Raw genomic sequence first — 17,753 nt, 5'->3', positions numbered from 1 at the left:
GACCAGAAAGGTCAGTTTCAGCATGGCGTGTTTTACTTCATACTTATGACTGCAAAAAAATAATATTGAGGGTCAAAATTTTGGCAGGAAGTAGCTTACTAACCTTACTCGATGATATCGCCACGCTGCTGGATGATATATCAGTGATGGGAAAATTGGCCGCGAAAAAAACCGCGGGCGTGCTGGGAGATGATCTGTCGCTTAATGCGCAGCAGGTGTCGGGCGTGCGGGCGAACCGTGAACTCCCGGTGGTCTGGAGCGTGGCGAAGGGGTCGTTTGTAAACAAAGTTATCCTTGTACCGTTGGCGCTATTGATAAGCGCATTTATTCCCTGGGCGATCACCCCATTATTAATGGTAGGTGGGGCGTTTCTCTGTTTTGAAGGGGTAGAAAAGGTTCTGCATACCCTGGAGGCGCGTAAGCACAAAGAAAGCCCGGAAGAGCGTCAGCAGCGTCTGGCTGCTCTGGCCGCACAGGATCCACTCACCTTTGAGAAAGATAAAATCAAAGGGGCAATACGTACTGACTTCATTTTGTCTGCCGAGATTGTTGCGATTACGCTGGGTATTGTAGCGGATGCACCTTTGCTGAATCAGGTGTTGGTGTTATCGGGTATCGCGTTAGTGGTGACCGTGGGCGTGTATGGCCTGGTCGGGATTATCGTTAAGCTTGACGACATCGGGTACTGGCTGGCAGAAAAACGTAGCCAACTTGCCCAGTCGCTGGGGAAAGGATTGCTGGTGGTTGCCCCCTGGCTGATGAAAACACTTTCTGTGGTCGGTACATTGGCGATGTTTTTGGTGGGGGGCGGTATTGTGGTACACGGAATATCACCGCTGCATCATGCGATTGAACATTTTGCTCAACAGCAAAGTACATTGATTTCGCTAATGCTTCCGACCCTGCTTAACCTAGTGCTCGGCTTTATCATCGGTGGGATTGTCGTTCTGCTGGTGAAAGCTGTCGCCAGACTGCGCGGAGTTTCGCACTAATTGTTACAGGACTGATTATGCAAAACGCCTCTTTGTCATCTAAGGTGTAAAGGTTTCTCTTGATACAGGAGGCAGGTATGGTCTTTTCTGTCAGTGAGGAAGTCACCTCCAAAGAGGGTGGCCCACGTATGATCGTTACCGGGTATGCCAGCGGAATGGTGGAGTGTCGCTGGTACGACGGCTTTGGCGTTAAACGGGAAGCATTCCGTGAAGATGAACTGGTGGTGCCGGGCGAGCGAAGACAGCTCTGTCAGGATGCCTGAACATTTGACTCGACCGTAACCTGGTGATCTCTCACCCATTAGTTATATTTATCATTTTGGTGAGAATTATTTACTTGTCAGGCAAAAAAATTGCAGATAAGGTTTGGTTCACATCAGATTTTCTGGTGTAACGAATTTACAAGTGCTTCTTGCATAAGCAAGCTTGATCCCGACCCTATAAGGGCCGGGATTTTTTTCGCCCTCAGTCAGCGATTGATCTCCGATACGCTAAAGTCATGGATATCAAGCTCGAACGCGTCGGCCAGTTCATGCCATGTATGGTAATCTCGGCCGTCGACGCTAACGCGCTCCGGGTCATCCTGGCTGCGATGAATTTCACTCTCGCAGATTTCGTTGATTGCCTTTAGCAGCGCGTCGACATCGACGCTGACTTCACGTTTGGCCGTATCGCTGTACTCTTTCGCGGTTTTCATCCTCATACCTCTCAACCGTTAAGGATACCGGGGGAGCGTACCCAAACATCAGATACGCACAACTTAAGTATAGACCGTCGATAAAACCCGCAATCGCGCGTGCAGAGCGCTGCCAGAAAAAGGAATTTGTTCTACACTGGCACAAAGCCACAGGAGGAAAACTATGAAGGTGAATGATCGGGTCACAGTCAAAACGGACGGCGGTCCTCGTCGACTGGGCGTGGTACTGGCAATCGAAGAGTTTAGTGAAGGCACCATGTACCTGGTTTCGCTGGAAGACTACCCGCTCGGTATCTGGTTCTTTAATGAATCAGGTCATCAGGATGGTATCTTTGTGGAAAAAGTGGAGTGAGATGAGTTCCGCTGTTTGAATCTGACTGGTGGAGTCGCCACCAGTCAGAACGTCTTAGCGCATATTCACAAAGATACCATTGGTGACGTTATCCGTAAGTCTCACCACGTGATAGATAACTTGCTTATTATGCGTCTTAATCTTTCGTTTTATATTCCCCTTATGGGATGACACCGTCTTGGCTTTGATATTCATTTGATCTGATATCTGTATTGTTCCCTGACCCTCCATCCACATACGCAGCATGCTGGATTCGGTTCGACTTAATGATAATGTCGGCAGATTCACATCAATAGCAATATCTACTTCTTTTTTCAGAATATCGCCAAGTAGTTTATCCAGTGAGTCAGGTTTAATCGATTTAGAACTAATCAATAAGTTTTTTCTGACGAGTAGATATTCATCAAAATGCACGTTGGCAATTGCCATAAACACAATAAATAATGTGCTGGGATGCTGATTAATGATTTGCTTTATTTGCTGGCTATTAGCAGGATCGTGGATAAAGCAGTCCTCATTAATAAACACCACAGCGGGTTGTTGAGAGACACAGGCGAGACTGAGTTCATCAACGTTGGAAATGTTGTTGATTTCCCTTTTTTTCACTCCCCGACTTACCAGATACCCGGTTAACCCTAGTCGGGTGTAACTGCATAAATCCATAATAATCGTTGACATGGCATACCCTCACTCAATGCGTAACGATAATTCCCCTTACCTGATTATTTCATCACAACTAAACGGAATAATAACGACCCAAGATGACGCTTTCGCTGTTTTTCAGGCGAATTTACTATCCCGTAAAGTTGCGTATAATTTGCCAGGAAACATCTTAAAGTAAAGTGAATGTTGCGTTATGTGAGTGAGGCAAAAACAAATAAGCCGCGACAGAGATATCCTGGTGGATGTTGTCACTTTTTAAAATTAGGACAATCCTTAGTAAAACAGGATAAAAATTAAGGGTTATTATTTTCCAGGCATTTCGCTGACGATATCGGCCAGTAAATTAAAAATTTCACTGAATAATCGTTCGCAGAATGGCGCAATTAATGGCATTAGCGCCGCCATCAGTGAAATACCTACGGTCAGAGTGAGAGGAAAGCCGATGACGAAAACCGACAGCTGTGGCGCCATGCGATTTAACAAACCAAGTGCGAGGTTCAGCGTGAGTAGCAGCGTCATTACTGGCAGGGCCAGCATTAGCCCGTTGAGGAAAATCAGGCTACCCGCCCGTGCCAGCGCGAGAAACGCATTGCTGTTCACCGGATTGCCACCGATGGGCAGAGTATGAAAAGTATCTACCAGCAGCGAAATCAGCCATAAATGACCGTTAAAGGTCAGGAACAGCAGCATGGCGAGCATGTCGATCAGTCGTGCCAGAACCGGCATATTCAGACGGCTACCGGGATCGAAGAACGTCGCGAAGGAAAGGCCCATTTGCAGGCCAATTAATTCCCCGGCGGTACGTACCGCGGCAAACGCAAACTGCATGGTGAAGCCTAAAGCGATACCGATCAGGATTTGTTGCATTGCCTGCCATAGTGCGCCGATCGAAAAGATGGGGACGTCAACGGCGGGAATTGACGGGGCGATAACGACGGTTATCATCAACCCCAGCCCCAGCTTTACCCGTTTGGGGATGGCTCGTTCACTGAGGATGGGGGCCGTTGAGATGAGCGCCAGTATGCGCAGCAAAGGCCAGAAGTATAAATTCAGCCAGTGGAGCCACTCAACGCTGGTCACCTGCAACATAACGTTGTCTACCCGATGATATAGGGGATATTGCTGAACAGCGTACGCACGTAGTCGAGCAGCAGGTTAAGCATCCACGGGCCAGCAACAATGATGGCAATAAACACCGCGACAATTTTGGGAATGAAGGACAGCGTCATTTCGTTAATCTGGGTCGCCGCCTGCAGAATACTGATGATAAGACCTGTGACGAGAGCGACCAACAGCAAAGGCGCAGCAAGGGCCAGGGCGACTTTCATCGCCTCTGTGCCCATCATCATGACCGATTCAGGAGTCATTTCGCGCCTCTAACTGTAAAAGCTTTGTGCCAGCGAGCCGACAAGTAGCTGCCAACCGTCTACCAACACAAACAGCATCAGCTTAAACGGCAACGCGATTGTGGCTGGCGGTACCATCATCATCCCGAGCGCCATCAGTACGCTGGCGATCACCAGGTCGATAATCAGAAACGGAATAAAAATGGTAAAACCTATCTGGAATGCTGTTTTCAACTCACTGGTGACATAAGCGGGTAGCAAAATTCGCATCGGCACGGCTTCTGGTCCCTGTAATGGACCGCTGTTTGCTAAGCGCGCGAAGAGGGCCAGATCGGCTTCACGGGTCTGGCGCAACATAAACTCACGCAGCGGCTGGGCACCTTTCTCCATAGCTTCCTGCATGGAGATCTTCTCTTCGCTGAACGGTTGATATGCGTCGACGTAGATTTTATCGATCACTGGCGACATGATGAAAAAGGTCAAAAAGAGCGCCAGGCCCAGTAGCACCTGGTTAGGTGGTGCAGAGGGGGTACCCAGTGCATTTCGCAGGAGACCGAAAACAATGATGATGCGGGTGAAGCTGGTCATCATCAGCAAAATTGCAGGCAGGAACGTCAGCGAGGTGATGAACACCAGTGTCTGCACGGGCAAAGACCAGCTTTGTCCGCCGCCCGGCAACGGCTGACTAACCAGACCCGGGAGTTGGGCGAGGGCAACGGGACTGAAAAGCCACAAGCCTGCCAGCGTGAGGGATAACAAACGGCGCATCAGGATCTCCCAGGACGCTTAAGCAAACTCTTCATCATGGCCTGGAAATCCGCAGGGGAGGCCGTTTTTTCTTCTGCATCGGCAGGTGCCGGGGGCAGGGTGTGCAGGACGTTAATCTGCGAGGCTGTGACACCCAGTACCAGACGGGCATCTTCGACCTCGACAATCACCACGCGCTCACGTGGACCCAATGAGGTGCTGGCTGCGACTTTCAGCCCGCGAGTACCGGCACTTTTGGGGGCAAATCCCAGACGTTTAATGACCCAGGCCACCGCCAGGATCAAGACGATGATCCCGAGCAGCGCGCCGCTTACCTGCACCAGCGGTGAACCGGGAACGGCGGCGGGTTGAGAAACGGTAGCCTGGGTATTCATGATTAACGGCTCAGACGGCGCATACGTTCAGATGGGGTGATAATGTCAGTGATACGCACACCGTATTTATCCGCGACCACGACGACTTCGCCCTGGGCAATCAGATAACCGTTGATCAGGATATCCAGCGGTTCGCCTGCCAGACCATCCAGTGCGACAACCGACCCCTGCGTCAGGCGCAGCAGCTCTTTGATGGTCATGCGGGTACGGCCCAGTTCGACGGTCAGTTTGACCGGAATGTCCATGATTAGGTCGATGTCCTGCAAAGCTCCGCTGACGTCGCCGCCACCTAACTGCTGGAATACCGCATCGGCCGCACTTTTGGTGGGCGTGGTTTTTTGCTCGTTTAACGCGTCAGCCCACAGATCGTCCAATGCGCCAGTGTTCTCATCGGACGGATTATTCATATCACTCATTTGGGCTGTTCCTCATTCAGCGAATTCAAAATCGGGTTTATCAGATGTTCTACGCGTAACGCATACTGACCGTTTACGGTGCCATACTGGCTGGTCAGCACAGGCACGCCGTCCACATGAGCAATAATGCGGTCGGGTTTTTCAATCGGCAGTACATCGCCGGGTTTCAGTTTTAAAATCTGGGATAGCCGCAGCGGAATGTCGGCAAAGTTTGCCACCAGCTCCAGCTCAGAATGCTGAACCTGACGCACCAGATTATTGCGCCAGTTCTGATCTTCATTACGCGAGTTTTCCAGCGGCGGATTCACCAGCAGCTCACGCAACGGCTCAATCATGCTGAATGGCAGACAGATGTTAAATTCACCGGTCAGGTTGCCAATTTCAACGTGGAACGGGGTGTTCACCACAATGTCGTTCGGGGAGGTGGTGATATTGGTAAATTTCACCTGCATCTCAGAACGGACGTATTCCACTTCCAGTGGGTTGATGGCCTTCCACGCGTCGCTGTAGCTTTCCAGCGCCAGTTTCAGCATGCGGTTGATAACGCGCTGTTCTGTGTGCGTAAATTCGCGGCCTTCCACTTTCGTCGGGAAACGACCGTCACCACCGAACAGGTTGTCTACGGCGATAAATACCAGACTTGGTGAGAACACCACCAGACCCGTACCGCGCAGCGGCTTCAGGTGGATTAAGTTCAGGTTGGTCGGAACCGGCAAGTTGCGCGCAAATTCGTGGTAAGGCTGGATACGGATCGCACCCACGGTAATATCCGGGCTACGGCGCAACAGGTTAAATAACCCCATACGGAACTGGCGCGCGAAGCGTTCGTTAATGATCTCCAACGCCTGTAAACGCTCACGTACCACGCGACGCTGAGTGTTGGGATCATAAGGACGAATATCGCTTTCTTTTGCGATACCTGAAATGGGTTCGTCTTTGGTTTCGCTATCGCCGTTCAGCAATGCGTCGATTTCTGCCTGAGAAAGAATACTGTCGCCCATGTCTTTACCGCAGAATAAAAGCTGTATAAAGAACGTCGGTGACAACCTGTTTCGGTTGTCCAACAACAAGCGGAGTCGCCAGCGTCTCTTTGATGGCGGTAATCAGCTGTTGCTTACCTTCCTCGGTGGCGAGTGTGGCCGCATTCTGACGAGAAAATAGCAGCAGCAAGCGGCTGCGCACTTCCGGCAGATATTCGTTAAGACGTGAACGTGTCGCCTCATCTTTCATGCGCAGTGTGATACCGATATACAGCACACGGTCTGCATCACCCAGATTGACGGTAAAGGTATCCAGCGCAAAGAACACCGGGGCTGGCGGTGGAGCCGGTTCCGCTTTGACGCTGGCGGAAGGCTGCTGCTGCATGCGCCAGTAGCTATAACCTGCAGTTGCGCAGGCGGCGAGGGTAATTAATACCAGCAGAGGGATCCAAATAGCGCGTTTACTTTTTTTGTTAATCGCGGAGTCAGTCATCAGATACGGGCTTCCTGTTTCGGTACAGCTTATGGGCTGATTATCCCGTGTCCTGTCCACGACAAAGCGTGGAAAAGACGCGGATAATCATGCTACCTCTGGCGTTAGGCGAAGATGTCTACTGCGCCATCGCCGCGGGCAGTGGCTTGCAGCGAGGCTGGGGTTGCCAGTATTGCGTCATCTTCAGCGGCAAAAATGTCTTGTCCTTGAGCGCGACCAGACTGCTGTTGCTGTCCGGAAGACTGCTGATGGCCAGCGAAGCTTTCACTGCTGATGTTGCTTTGCCCCAGTTGGATCCCGCTTTCAGCCAACTGTGTACGCAGCATCGGTAATGCGGCTTCCAGTGCGGCGCGCACGTGACTGTGCGGTGAAACCATTTGTAACTGTGCGAGGTTATCGTCCAGCTTGAGCGAAATATGTACCTGACCCAGGTCCTGCGGATGCAGACGCAGCTCTGCGCTTTGCTGGCCCTGGCGCGTGAACAAGGTGACGTGCTGGCTCAGCGATTGCTGCCATTCATGGCTACCTAACGGAGCGCTTAACACCGGCGCGGCCGTCGGTAACGGTTGTGCGTGTGTTTGTGGACCACTTAGCGGGGCCGCAGTCATGCCAATGCTGGTCGGTGACGGGGTGCTGTCGATTTCAGCTCTGGCGTTCACTGCTGCCGTCAGCGGGGTTAATGTTGGATTGTTTGCCTGATTAGCACCACCGCCAGCAATCGTGACATCCGCTTTGCCTTTTTTGGCATCGCCCGGCAGTAATTCGTCTGCATTATCAGTCGCCGCGCCGTGTACCGCGCCTCGTGACAATGCGGAAAGCGCCGCATCAACAGGGGCTGGTGCGCTGTCGACGGCAGGCGTAGCCAGTGGTTGTCCTGGCAGCATGGCGAACAACGCGCTCAGGTTGGCGAGATCGTCATCACTCAGCGTAGTGTTTTTTTCGTCCTGCTGAGCGACTTTGCCCAGTGTCGTCAGGGCATTCGCTTTCAGTGAAGGCGTGAGAGCGGACAACAGTTGCTGAGCGTCAGTCATGTCGGCAAGAGAAGTCTCGGTTTGCAGCTCCTGTTGCGCCAGCAGATCGGTTAATTTGACCGACGGTGTGGCATCGCCATTTTTTTGCAGCAACCCTTTTTGCAGCTTGCTGCCAGCCGCTTTTAAATCGGCAAGCGACAGCGGGACATCTTTACCTTGTGCGTCGCCCGCACCTAATGCGCCAGCCAGCAGCGCTAAAAAATCCTCGGGTGAATCTACCGCTTTGCCTGACTGAAGACCTGCGGCTACATCGGTGTCGGTGGTAATCAGTTGGGGTAAAGTAATCATTCGGGTTTCCTCATAGCTGCGCGCTGAGCAAATTCATCCATTTTTTTCTGATCCAGACGGTTTTCGGCCAGTAACGCCGCCGAGGTTTGTCTGTCCTGCAACGTCTGCCACGCCTGTAATCGTTGTTTTTTGTCGCGCCAACTGTTCAATGCCTGGTCTACTTTCTGTGTCCATTGATTGAGCTGTTGGCGATGTTGCTCAATCGCTTTTTCCAGCGTCTGAATAAATTGTTGGTAATTGATCCAGCGATTGCTGGTAATACCCTGGCCCATATCGGTATTCAGATTGTTGCGATACTCATGCTGATAATCGATCAGCATTTTTAACTGTTCTTCCGCCTGCTGACAGCCACGACGCATCTCTCCCAATAAGACAGCAGCGTCATCTACTTCTTTTTCAGCCAGGTCTTTCAATGTTGCTAATGCACCATGTTGTGCCATGACCTATGCTCTCCTGCTTAATCACACACCAGGGAAAATCAGTTCCAAAGCTTGTAGAGAATCTTCCCAGTCAGCCCGTTCAAAAATACCTTGCTGTAAGAATGCTTCCAGCTGCGGCCATAAGGCGATGGCTTTATCCAACATCGGATCGCTGCCTTTGGCATACGCCCCCACGCTGACCAGATCGCGGTTACGCTGGAAACTGGACAGCAACTGTTTAAAGTTACGCACCCGTGCATAGTGTTTTTCACTAATGAGCGCGGTCATGGCACGGCTGATCGAGGCTTCAATATCGATGGCCGGATAGTGACCCGCCTCGGCCAGATGACGAGACAGCACAATGTGACCGTCCAGAATCGCGCGCGCGGAATCGGCAATCGGGTCCTGTTGGTCGTCACCCTCGGTCAGTACCGTATAAAACGCGGTGACTGAACCGCCTCCGTGGATACCGTTACCGGCCCGTTCGACCAGCGCCGGTAACTTAGCGAATACTGAGGGTGGATAACCTTTGGTTGCCGGTGGCTCGCCGATCGCCAGGGCTATCTCACGTTGTGCCATCGCGTAGCGGGTGAGGGAGTCCATAATCAGCAATACATGCTGTCCGCGATCGCGAAAATCTTCGGCGATGCGCGTGGCGTAAGCCGCGCCTTGCATACGTAACAGCGGCGAGACGTCCGCCGGAGCGGCAATCACTACCGAGCGTGCGCGACCGTCAGCGCCGAGAATATTTTCAATAAAATCTTTAACTTCGCGACCACGCTCGCCAATCAGACCCACGACGATAACATCGGCCTGGGTATAGCGCGCCATCATGCCGAGCAGGACGCTTTTACCGACGCCGGAACCGGCGAAAAGCCCCATACGCTGGCCGCGGCCAACGGTTAACAACGCGTTGATGGGGCGTACGCCGGTATCCAGGACGTGTTCAATTGCGGTCCGTTGCAGCGGGTTAAACGGCGGTGTAATCAGCGCGCCGGTTTCGGTGGTATCCGGGGCGGGCAGTCCGTCGAGCGGTTTGCCGCTACCGTCCAGCACACGACCCAGCAGAGCAGGGCCAAGCGGTAATTGCTTCCCGCTTTGCAGACCTTCTCCGGCAATGTTCTTCGCGTATACGCGTGCGCCGGGCAGAACGCCTTCGACCTCTTCGAGCGGCATCAGAAACAGACGTTGACCGTTAAAGCCCACGACTTCGCTTTCGACCTCCTGGGTTTCGTTGCCGTCCTGACGTTCAATGACGCAGGTGGCACCGAGCGGCAGCTGTAACCCCGTGGCTTCCAGCACCAGCCCGGTTGCGCGGGTCAGGCGACCATAACGACGCACCGCAGGCAGCAGTGACATTTTCTCTTCGAAGTTGTCCAGCGTATTGAGCCAGCGAGTCAGGCGAGTGGTCATTACACGACTCCCGGCGCTGCCAGACGGCAGAGTTCTTGCCAGCGCGTGGCGACGCTGGCATCCAGATCGCCTTCATCAGCTGAGACTTTACAACCGCCGTGATGCAGCGTGGGATCGCCGCGTAGCCGCCAGCCGTGCAGGCTGAGAGTGGCGCCGAGCATCTCCTCCACACGCTGGAGATCGTCCGGATGTACGCGCAGCTGCGGTTTACCGCTAAACAGCGGTTCCTGTTGCAATAACTGTTGGATTTGCTTAATCAGCGCCGCGTTATCCACGATTGGCGTCTGACCAATCACCTGACGCGCAGCTTCCAGCGCCATTTGCATCAGTCGCGAGGCAATGACGCTATCCAGCGCGTCCAGCGTATTCTGAAACTCACTCACCAGCTGCTGCATGCGGGCATGGATCGGCGCATGCTGTGCTCGCGCCTGGTTCTGGCCTTGCTCCAGCCCCTGGCTCAGACCTTCCTGATAGCCTTGTTCGTGACCTTTTTGTCGACCTTCCGCCAGCCCCGCGTTATACCCTTGCTCATGGGCCTGCATTTGCAGCTGTGCGAGCTGCTGTTCAAGCTGTTGCTCTGCGGAAAGCTGTGGCTCTTCAGCTTCTTCTGACAGCGGCGTTTCGCTGTGGTCGGCCAGTACAAACTCCGCCATCGGTGGGGCGAGGTCGTCCGGAGTCCAGACTTTCCACGGCAGTTCGTTAGACATAGGTATCCTCGCCGCTGCCTATCACCATCTCGCCGGTTTCCGCCAGACGACGCACAATAAGCAGAATGGCTTTCTGTTCGTTTTCCACCTGCGACAAACGCACCGGGCCGCGGTTGGCAAGGTCGTCGCGCAGAATATCGGCAGCACGTTGCGACATGTTGCGCAGGAACTTCTCGCGTAGCGGCTGTTCGGCACCTTTCAGGGCAATCAGCAGTGATTCGGAATCCACTTCCTGCAACAGGCGCTGGATACTGCGATCGTCGACGTCCACCAGGTTTTCGAACAGGAACATCTCGTCGATAATTTTCTGTGCCAGCTCGCCGTCGAATTCGCGTACGGCGGTAATAACCGCTTCTTCCTGCTGAGTTTTCATCAGGTTGATAATTTCTGCTGCCGTTCTCACGCCGCCCATTTTGCTGCGCTTGAGGTTCTGACCATCGAGCAGACCGTTCAGTACCTCGGTCAGTTCTGCCAGCGCGGCAGGCTGCACGCCGCCGAAGGTGGCGATACGCAGCATCACGTCGTGACGTAAACGCTCGTCGAACAGCGCCAGAATATCGGCGGCCTGGCCCCGTTTGAGGTGCACCAGAATGGTGGCGATAATCTGTGGATGCTCGTCGCGGATAAGGTCGGCGGCGCTTTGTGGCTCCATAAAGTTGAGCGTTTCAATGCCGCTGGTGGTATCGCGGGTTTCCAGAATATCTTCCAGCAGGCTGGAGGCGCGTTCCTCGCCCAGCGCTTTCACCAGCACGGAGCGCAGATATTCGTTGGCGTTGATATTCAGCGCGGCAAATTGTTCTGCTTCTTGCTCAAACTCGGCCAGCACTTCCGTCAACTGTTTGTTGGAGATCTGGCGTACGTTCGCCATCGCTGTACTGAGCGCCTGAACTTCGCGCGTGGAAAGATGTTTAAACACCTCAGCCGCGCGATCTTCGCCAATGGTCATCAGCAGGATGACGCTTTTATCGGTACCGGTAAGGGCATTACTCATGATCGTTACTCATCCACTGGCGAATGACCAGCGCCACGACGCGCGGATCGTTATCTGACATTTCACGAATACGCTGGCTCATCACTTCTGCACCCAGACGTTGATTCGTACGACGCTGCTGGGTTTGTTCGTCTTTGCTGAGGCGAACTTCTACCGCTTCTTCGGTTTCCTGACGGATACGCGTTTGTTCTTGTACCGCTTTGGCTTCTTCGCTGCGGCGAACCAACTGCGGGCGAACAGCCTTACGCCACAGGATCCAGGCAACAAGCAGCACCAGCAACCAACGGCCAGCGGTCATCAACTGTTCAATAAAGACCTGCTGTTTCCAGAACGGCAGTTCGCCAATGGAATCGTCGGTCGCCGTGAAGGGTGAATTCACCACGTTCAGGGTATCGCCACGCTTGTCGGAGAAGCCCATCGCTTCGCGGGTCAGGTCCTCAATCTGTTTCATCTGATCGGCGGTTAACGGCAGCGGTTTACCGTCCGGCAACGTTTTATAGTTGACCACCACCGCCACCGAGAGACGCTGCACATCGCCGACGTTCATTTTGGTGTGGCGAATGGTACGGTCGACTTCATAGTTGCTGGTTTCATTACGCTGCGTACTGCGTGGACCAGCATTATTGTTGTTATTTGCCGTTTGCGTGGTTTGCGCATTTTGCTGATTAGCCGGAGGGGTGGCGATTGGCGCGGTATTAGCCGGTGCTGGTTGATTAGACAATGCGCCCGGTACGCCGCCTGGCGCTCCGCTCCCGATCTGCTCGCTGACGTTTAACTGGCGTGAACGCAGCACGGCCTGGGAATCATCACCGTTTGGACGGTACTGTTCTTCGGTTTGCTCTTTATTAGCAAAATCCAGTTGCGCGGTGACCTGCGCATGTACGTTACCGTTGCCGACAATCGGCGACAGGATCGATTCGATACGACGTTGAACGCGCCCTTCGACATCGCTCGCGTATTTCAACTGCGCATCGTTAAGATCGCGGCTGCTGGTGTTCGACTGAGTTAACAGATGACCCGCCTGGTCGACCAGCGTAACGTTGCCCGGCGGCAAGCCTGCAACAGCGCTGGAAACCAGATGCGTGACCGCACTGATTTGACCTTCATCCAGTGCGCGGCCAGGTTCAAGGTTAACGGTCACGGAGGCTGAAGGCGCTTTTTGCTCACGCACAAACAGCGACGGTTTTGGCATTGCCAGATGCACGCGGGCGCGTTTTACCGGTCCCAGCGTTTCAATAGTACGGGCTAATTCACCTTCCAGCGCACGCTGGTAGTTGACCTGCTCGCTAAACTGGCTAATACCAAACTTTTCCTGATCCAGCAGCTCAAAGCCAACGGCGCCGCCCTTCGGCAGACCTTGTTGTGCCAGACGTAACCGCAATTCGTGAACTTTATCGGCAGGAACTTCTATAGCACCGCTTCCCTCAGTAAAACGATAGGGAACGTTCATCTGCGTCAGTTGGGTGACAATCGCGCCACCATCCTGATCGGATAGGTTGCTGAACAGTGTGCGGTAGTCAGGTGTTTTGGCCCACAGGACCATCGCCACGATGATAGCGACGGCAGCTGCTCCCGCCACAATCAGAGGAATTCTGGGATTCGCGCGCAGGCGGTTTAACCACTCGAGAGGTTTAAGCTGGGTTGCAGTCGATGCTGTCGCACTCATCTCGCACCTCGTGGCTTATCGTGGACGGCGTTTTTTGCAAAGTGGAACAAGACTCACTCCCGGGTCAGCAAACTCGAAAAATTGACGGTCTCATTATTTGCGGTTTCGAATTTTTCTATGCGTTAAAAACCGTGGTTTTTTATCGTTATTTAACGCCTTTATCTTATTGACTAACTGGTAATCTCAGCTAAGTAAAAAATCATCCAGGGGATCAGAATGTCGGCAATACAGGGGATTGAAGGGGTCATCAGCCAGTTACAGGCCACGGCGATGTCAGCAAAAATGCAGGATATGCAGCCACAACCGACCGTGAGTTTTGCCGGACAACTGCATGCGGCGTTAGACCGAATCAGCGATGTGCAAACCGCGTCCCGTACGCAGGCTGAGAAATTTACCCTCGGTGAGCCGGGTATTGCGTTAAATGATGTGATGACCGATATGCAAAAAGCGTCGGTCTCGATGCAGATGGGTATTCAGGTACGTAACAAACTGGTGTCGGCCTACCAGGAAGTGATGTCGATGCAGGTGTAGGTTTAACGTGCAGAGATTGTTTGCCGGATAAGCGCAGCGACCATCCGGCAACCAGTTACTTCTGAATCAAATAGCGGATCGTTGGGCCATCCTGCTGAATATCCAGCACCGTATAGCCGTGATTACGCGCATCCAGTGGAATATTGTTGATTGACTGCGGGCAATCGCTCACCACTTCCAGAATTTCACCTTTCTTCAATTGCGGCATCGCTTCCAGCGTGGCGACAGCCGGGTATGGACACGGTTCTCCGACCATATCGAGGCGATAATCAGGCACGATATTTTTCATACAGACTCCTTGGCAGGCGTTAGCCCTGCGCGACGGAAGAAGCGTTTTTCCCAGCCGATAATGAGCATCAGCGCGGCAAACAACAACAGATAGGTTACCAGCAGACCGCCGAGTGGACCGAAGGTGTTGAGCAGATTCACTTTGTCCCAGTTGGTGGCGAGCGCGGGAGCAAAATCATCCCAGTAGTAGGCCAGAATGGTCGAGCCAATAACGTTGCCCAGACCAACCCACCAGTAATGCACCTGACCTTCAACGGCGCGATACATCCAGCCGGTTTCACATCCGCCCGCTAAAACGATGCCAAAGCCGAACAGCAAGCCGCCGATCACCGCATTTGGACCCGCCCACATGATTTTAGGCTCGACCCCCAGTTGCACGTAGCTAAAGATACCGATGGCGCTGACCGCCATCCCGAAGATGATCGCTTTTGCCATATGGGTGCGACCAGAAATCCACAGGTCACGGAAGGCGGAGGTGAAGCAGATTTGCGCCCGTTCAATCAGCAGACCGAACCCAACGCCAAACAGCATCGCCAGACCGAGCTTGGGTTTATCCATCGCGGTGAGCAGCGCCCAGCCGATCATGCCGATAAACACCAGCATGCCAAGGCGGAAACGGCGACGGGCCTGATCCGGCTTTTGCGTTAACGGCGAAGCGGCGGAGACTTTCTGCATTTTGACCGGAATACGAAACATCGGCAGCAGGGTAAAGCGTGCGCCAAACCATGAGCCGATTGCCGTTGCCAGCGCGAAAAACCAGGCATGTAGCGAGAACTGTGGAATGCCTGTGAAGAATGCGGCCAGGTTGCAGCCCATCGCGAGCCGGGCGCCGAATCCGGCGATCATCCCGCCGACTATCGCCTGCATAATACGTACCCGACTGCGCGGCATGCGTAACTTGACGTTGTTAGCCCACAGCGCGGCAGCAAAACAGCCACCGAACATACCGAGGATCATCATGCCGTCAATGCGGGTCAGGGGCGAGCCTTCGAGATGGATCAGCTTGTAGTATCCCCACTCTTCGGCGTGCACGCCAAACAGTTGCAGGATTTGCCCACCCCAACGGGTGAATTCACCGGTAACGGCCCAGAAGGTTCCCGTAATGCCGAAATAATAAGTGGAGAGAATACCCGCTGCGATGACCGCAGGGGCGGGGGCCCAAAATTTAATTAACCAGGCCTGTTTGAAGTGTTGCCATGACATGCGTTGCGCCTCTGAACTCAGAAGGTATGTAACAAGAAGTGTGGATACTACACCGTTCAGAATTTTTGACTATGAGTAATAAGAGGTAATACCGTCTGGATCAATCTTTCTCAACGCTGCCGAAAGGCTGGCGACATCAGGCCTTTAATGCCACAATCCCATTTTCTTCGCATGCAGGATGAATGATGAAAAAATTAGCAATCGTTGGTGTATTTCTGGCGCTTACCGGATGCGCCGAAGTAGAAAATTATAACGACGTGGTGAAAACGCCAGCGCCAGCCGGTCTGGAAGGATACTGGCAGTCAAAAGGTCCGCAACGCAGTCTGGTAAGCCCGGAAGCGATTGCCAGCCTGGTGATAACGAAAGAGGGCGATACGCTGGATTGTCGCCAGTGGCAGCGGGTGATCGCGCTGCCGGGGAAACTGACGATGCTCTCTGGCGATCTCACCAACGTGACGGTGAAACGCGAGCTGTATGAGATCGAGCGCGAAGGCAATACGCTGGAATATGACGGTATGACGCTGCAGCGGGTGGATCGCCCGACGCAGGAGTGCGCTGACGCGTTAAAGAAAACGCCGCTGGCTACGCCACTGCCATAAGCCGTACGCCCCGGTAGCCAATGGCCACCGGGGTTAAGTTTTATATCACTTCTTCAATGACCCACACGCTGACGCTCCCGCCGTTACAGAAAAACGTTGCTTCACCGTTTTCATCGGTGACCACGCTTTCCTCGCGATTTCCCAGATAGTCACGCCAGGTTTTATTGCCGTAATTGGCGCCGAGATTGATGGTCTTTTCCCCGTCATCGCCGTTAGACAGAACAACCACACAGCCGGGATCGTCGTCCGTTCCGCTGCGGCTAAAAGCGATACAGTTGGGATGATCGAAAAAGAGCGTCTGTACCCCGTGTGCGAAGCGCTGGCGCGCGAGGATCAGTTCATCAAGCTGTTCAATGATCGGCATGTCGATAGGATAGATTTCGCCATCGCCGCCGGTGTCTTCGTAATGCGCTCCGTAGAGGTCAGGGTAAAACACCGACGGTACGCCATTTTCACGCAGCAAGATCAGCGCATAGGCCAGCGGCTTAAACCACGGCTCGACGGGGGCTTCGAGTGCCTGTAAAGGTTGGGTGTCGTGATTGGCCACCAGCGTGACGGCATGAAACGGATCGGCTTCTACCAGGGTATCGGTGAAAATCTGGCTCATGTCATAATCGCGGCCCTGACGGGACGCTTCGTGAAACTTCATCTGTAGGGGGGCGTCGAACAGCATGGTTTTCCCCTCTACCTGGTTGATGTAGGTTTGCAGCTTGTCGACTTCGTGGGACCAGTATTCCGCGACGATAAACAGCGGTTTTGGCGCGACTTCCTGCAAGTGCTCAATCCACTCTTTATAAAACCAGGCCGGAATATGCTTGACGGCATCCAGGCGAAAGCCGTCGCAATGGGTTTGATCCATCACCCAGCGCGCCCAGTATTTGATTTCCTCGGTGACGGCGTGATTACGAAAATCGATATTTTCTCCCATCAGATAATCAAAATTACCCAACTCATCATCAACCTGATCGTTCCAGCCTTCGCCGGTGTAATCGTTAACGATTTTGAAAATGCCGTCTTCGGTGGGATTCTCTATATGGTCAATGCCGCTGAAGCATTTGAAATCCCAAATGAATTGCGAGTACTGGCCTGCGCGGGCAGGGAAGGTGTAGCGCGTCCAGCCTTCGCATTCGATAATCTCATCGTCTATTTGCGTGCGATCTTCGGCGTTAACGCGCTGGACGCGGATCTTTTCTTTCTCATCCGCGCCCATTTTGTGGTTAACCACCACGTCCAGCAGTACGGCAATATCATTGTGTTTCAGCGCGTCAATCGCCGCCAGCAGCTGGTTTTTATCGCCGTATTTGGTGGCGACGGTTCCCTTTTGGTCGAATTCGCCCAGATCAAACAGATCGTAGGAGTCATAGCCAACGGAATAGCCGCCGGACGCGCCTTTATAGGCGGGGGGCAGCCATACCATATTGATGCCGATATCATTGAGTCCGCTTGCGCGTTCGGCAAGTTCGGGCCAGAGTTGGCCGCCATCAGGGTAATACCAGTGGAAGTACTGCAATAATGTGGGATTTTTCATCTTCCGTG

At 53.3% G+C, this 17,753-nt stretch carries 22 protein-coding genes and 1 pseudogene; 5 read left to right on the top strand and 18 right to left on the bottom strand.

The genetic code is table 11. The features are described from left to right. The first annotated feature begins 77 nt into the window (after positions 1 to 77). Both G4551_RS14575 and G4551_RS14570 read left to right on the top strand, forming a co-directional pair. Positions 78 to 992, top strand: coding sequence for a DUF808 domain-containing protein (locus G4551_RS14575; RefSeq protein ID WP_169316136.1), 915 nt, complete (start codon positions 78 to 80; stop codon positions 990 to 992). 77 nt (positions 993 to 1,069) lie between these two features. Further along, complete coding sequence (locus G4551_RS14570) at positions 1,070 to 1,255, top strand: YodC family protein (RefSeq protein WP_003030415.1); 186 nt, start codon at positions 1,070 to 1,072, stop codon at positions 1,253 to 1,255. A 206-nt stretch (positions 1,256 to 1,461) separates the two neighbouring features. On the opposite strand, the gene yodD is transcribed toward G4551_RS14570, so the two are convergent. Then, the gene (gene yodD / locus G4551_RS14565; protein WP_003030417.1) at positions 1,462 to 1,689 is read right to left on the bottom strand and encodes a YodD family peroxide/acid resistance protein; all 228 of its coding nucleotides are present in this window, start codon (positions 1,687 to 1,689) and stop codon (positions 1,462 to 1,464) included. Between the two features lie 163 nt (positions 1,690 to 1,852). Between yodD and dsrB the strand changes: the two genes are divergently transcribed. After that, complete coding sequence (gene dsrB, locus G4551_RS14560) at positions 1,853 to 2,041, top strand: protein DsrB (protein WP_003839072.1); 189 nt, start codon at positions 1,853 to 1,855, stop codon at positions 2,039 to 2,041. A gap of 54 nt (positions 2,042 to 2,095) precedes the next feature. On the opposite strand, the gene rcsA is transcribed toward dsrB, so the two are convergent. From rcsA to fliF, 14 genes and pseudogenes are all read right to left on the bottom strand, one after another. Then, positions 2,096 to 2,719 (bottom strand): transcriptional regulator RcsA, encoded by a 624-nt coding sequence (rcsA, locus tag G4551_RS14555; protein ID WP_003030421.1) that lies wholly within the window; start codon positions 2,717 to 2,719, stop codon positions 2,096 to 2,098. Between the two features lie 278 nt (positions 2,720 to 2,997). Further along, positions 2,998 to 3,793, bottom strand: a pseudogene (gene fliR / locus G4551_RS14550) (flagellar biosynthetic protein FliR). Between the two features lie 8 nt (positions 3,794 to 3,801). After that, on the bottom strand, positions 3,802 to 4,071 hold the full coding sequence (gene fliQ / locus G4551_RS14545) for a flagellar biosynthesis protein FliQ (RefSeq protein WP_003030425.1): 270 nt from the start codon (positions 4,069 to 4,071) through the stop codon (positions 3,802 to 3,804). Between the two features lie 9 nt (positions 4,072 to 4,080). Next, positions 4,081 to 4,818, bottom strand: a complete 738-nt coding sequence (gene fliP, locus G4551_RS14540) for a flagellar type III secretion system pore protein FliP (protein WP_003030427.1) — start codon at positions 4,816 to 4,818, stop codon at positions 4,081 to 4,083. Next, positions 4,818 to 5,195: a flagellar biosynthetic protein FliO gene (gene fliO, locus G4551_RS14535; RefSeq protein WP_085951576.1), complete on the bottom strand. Its 378-nt coding sequence runs from the start codon at positions 5,193 to 5,195 to the stop codon at positions 4,818 to 4,820. Before fliO ends, fliP begins: the two co-directional genes overlap by 1 nt. Next, a complete protein-coding gene (gene fliN, locus G4551_RS14530; RefSeq protein ID WP_003030433.1) occupies positions 5,195 to 5,608 on the bottom strand; it encodes a flagellar motor switch protein FliN in 414 nt (137 codons plus the stop codon). Before fliN ends, fliO begins: the two co-directional genes overlap by 1 nt. Further along, on the bottom strand, positions 5,605 to 6,609 hold the full coding sequence (fliM, locus tag G4551_RS14525) for a flagellar motor switch protein FliM (RefSeq protein ID WP_003030434.1): 1,005 nt from the start codon (positions 6,607 to 6,609) through the stop codon (positions 5,605 to 5,607). Before fliM ends, fliN begins: the two co-directional genes overlap by 4 nt. 4 nt (positions 6,610 to 6,613) lie before the next feature. After that, positions 6,614 to 7,081 (bottom strand): flagellar basal body-associated protein FliL, encoded by a 468-nt coding sequence (gene fliL, locus G4551_RS14520; protein WP_003030435.1) that lies wholly within the window; start codon positions 7,079 to 7,081, stop codon positions 6,614 to 6,616. A gap of 104 nt (positions 7,082 to 7,185) precedes the next feature. Beyond that, complete coding sequence (fliK, locus tag G4551_RS14515; protein WP_003839081.1) at positions 7,186 to 8,400, bottom strand: flagellar hook length control protein FliK; 1,215 nt, start codon at positions 8,398 to 8,400, stop codon at positions 7,186 to 7,188. Continuing rightward, positions 8,397 to 8,840, bottom strand: coding sequence for a flagellar export protein FliJ (gene fliJ / locus G4551_RS14510; RefSeq protein ID WP_003839084.1), 444 nt, complete (start codon positions 8,838 to 8,840; stop codon positions 8,397 to 8,399). The genes fliK and fliJ overlap by 4 nt, the downstream gene beginning before the upstream one ends. Before the next feature lie 21 nt (positions 8,841 to 8,861). Then, the gene (gene fliI, locus G4551_RS14505) at positions 8,862 to 10,232 is read right to left on the bottom strand and encodes a flagellar protein export ATPase FliI (protein WP_003030440.1); all 1,371 of its coding nucleotides are present in this window, start codon (positions 10,230 to 10,232) and stop codon (positions 8,862 to 8,864) included. Beyond that, positions 10,232 to 10,939 (bottom strand): flagellar assembly protein FliH, encoded by a 708-nt coding sequence (gene fliH / locus G4551_RS14500; protein ID WP_003030441.1) that lies wholly within the window; start codon positions 10,937 to 10,939, stop codon positions 10,232 to 10,234. Before fliH ends, fliI begins: the two co-directional genes overlap by 1 nt. Continuing rightward, positions 10,932 to 11,930 (bottom strand): flagellar motor switch protein FliG, encoded by a 999-nt coding sequence (gene fliG / locus G4551_RS14495; RefSeq protein WP_003030443.1) that lies wholly within the window; start codon positions 11,928 to 11,930, stop codon positions 10,932 to 10,934. The genes fliH and fliG overlap by 8 nt, the downstream gene beginning before the upstream one ends. Next, entirely contained in the window at positions 11,923 to 13,596 is a 1,674-nt protein-coding gene (gene fliF, locus G4551_RS14490) for a flagellar basal-body MS-ring/collar protein FliF (RefSeq protein ID WP_003839087.1), read from the bottom strand. Before fliF ends, fliG begins: the two co-directional genes overlap by 8 nt. A gap of 216 nt (positions 13,597 to 13,812) precedes the next feature. On the opposite strand from fliF, the gene fliE reads away from it, so the two are divergent. Next, a complete protein-coding gene (gene fliE / locus G4551_RS14485) occupies positions 13,813 to 14,127 on the top strand; it encodes a flagellar hook-basal body complex protein FliE (protein ID WP_003030448.1) in 315 nt (104 codons plus the stop codon). 55 nt (positions 14,128 to 14,182) lie between these two features. Here fliE and yedF read toward each other — a convergent pair whose 3' ends face one another. Together yedF and yedE are read right to left on the bottom strand one after the other, a co-directional pair. Continuing rightward, positions 14,183 to 14,416: a sulfurtransferase-like selenium metabolism protein YedF gene (gene yedF, locus G4551_RS14480; RefSeq protein ID WP_000790504.1), complete on the bottom strand. Its 234-nt coding sequence runs from the start codon at positions 14,414 to 14,416 to the stop codon at positions 14,183 to 14,185. Beyond that, the gene (yedE, locus tag G4551_RS14475; RefSeq protein WP_003839093.1) at positions 14,413 to 15,618 is read right to left on the bottom strand and encodes a selenium metabolism membrane protein YedE/FdhT; all 1,206 of its coding nucleotides are present in this window, start codon (positions 15,616 to 15,618) and stop codon (positions 14,413 to 14,415) included. The genes yedF and yedE overlap by 4 nt, the downstream gene beginning before the upstream one ends. A 185-nt stretch (positions 15,619 to 15,803) precedes the next feature. Between yedE and yedD the strand changes: the two genes are divergently transcribed. Next, positions 15,804 to 16,217: a lipoprotein YedD gene (gene yedD / locus G4551_RS14470; RefSeq protein WP_003030454.1), complete on the top strand. Its 414-nt coding sequence runs from the start codon at positions 15,804 to 15,806 to the stop codon at positions 16,215 to 16,217. Positions 16,218 to 16,257: 40 nt separating this feature from the next. Here the strand turns inward: yedD and amyA are convergent, their stop codons facing one another. Then, positions 16,258 to 17,745, bottom strand: coding sequence for an alpha-amylase (gene amyA, locus G4551_RS14465; protein WP_003839095.1), 1,488 nt, complete (start codon positions 17,743 to 17,745; stop codon positions 16,258 to 16,260). Positions 17,746 to 17,753: the final 8 nt, after the last annotated feature.

Source organism: Citrobacter freundii ATCC 8090 = MTCC 1658 = NBRC 12681 (genome assembly GCF_011064845.1).
Lineage (GTDB): Bacteria > Pseudomonadota > Gammaproteobacteria > Enterobacterales > Enterobacteriaceae > Citrobacter > Citrobacter freundii.
Note: the sequence above shows the minus strand (reverse complement) of the source record. Positions and strands in the feature narration are given on the sequence as shown.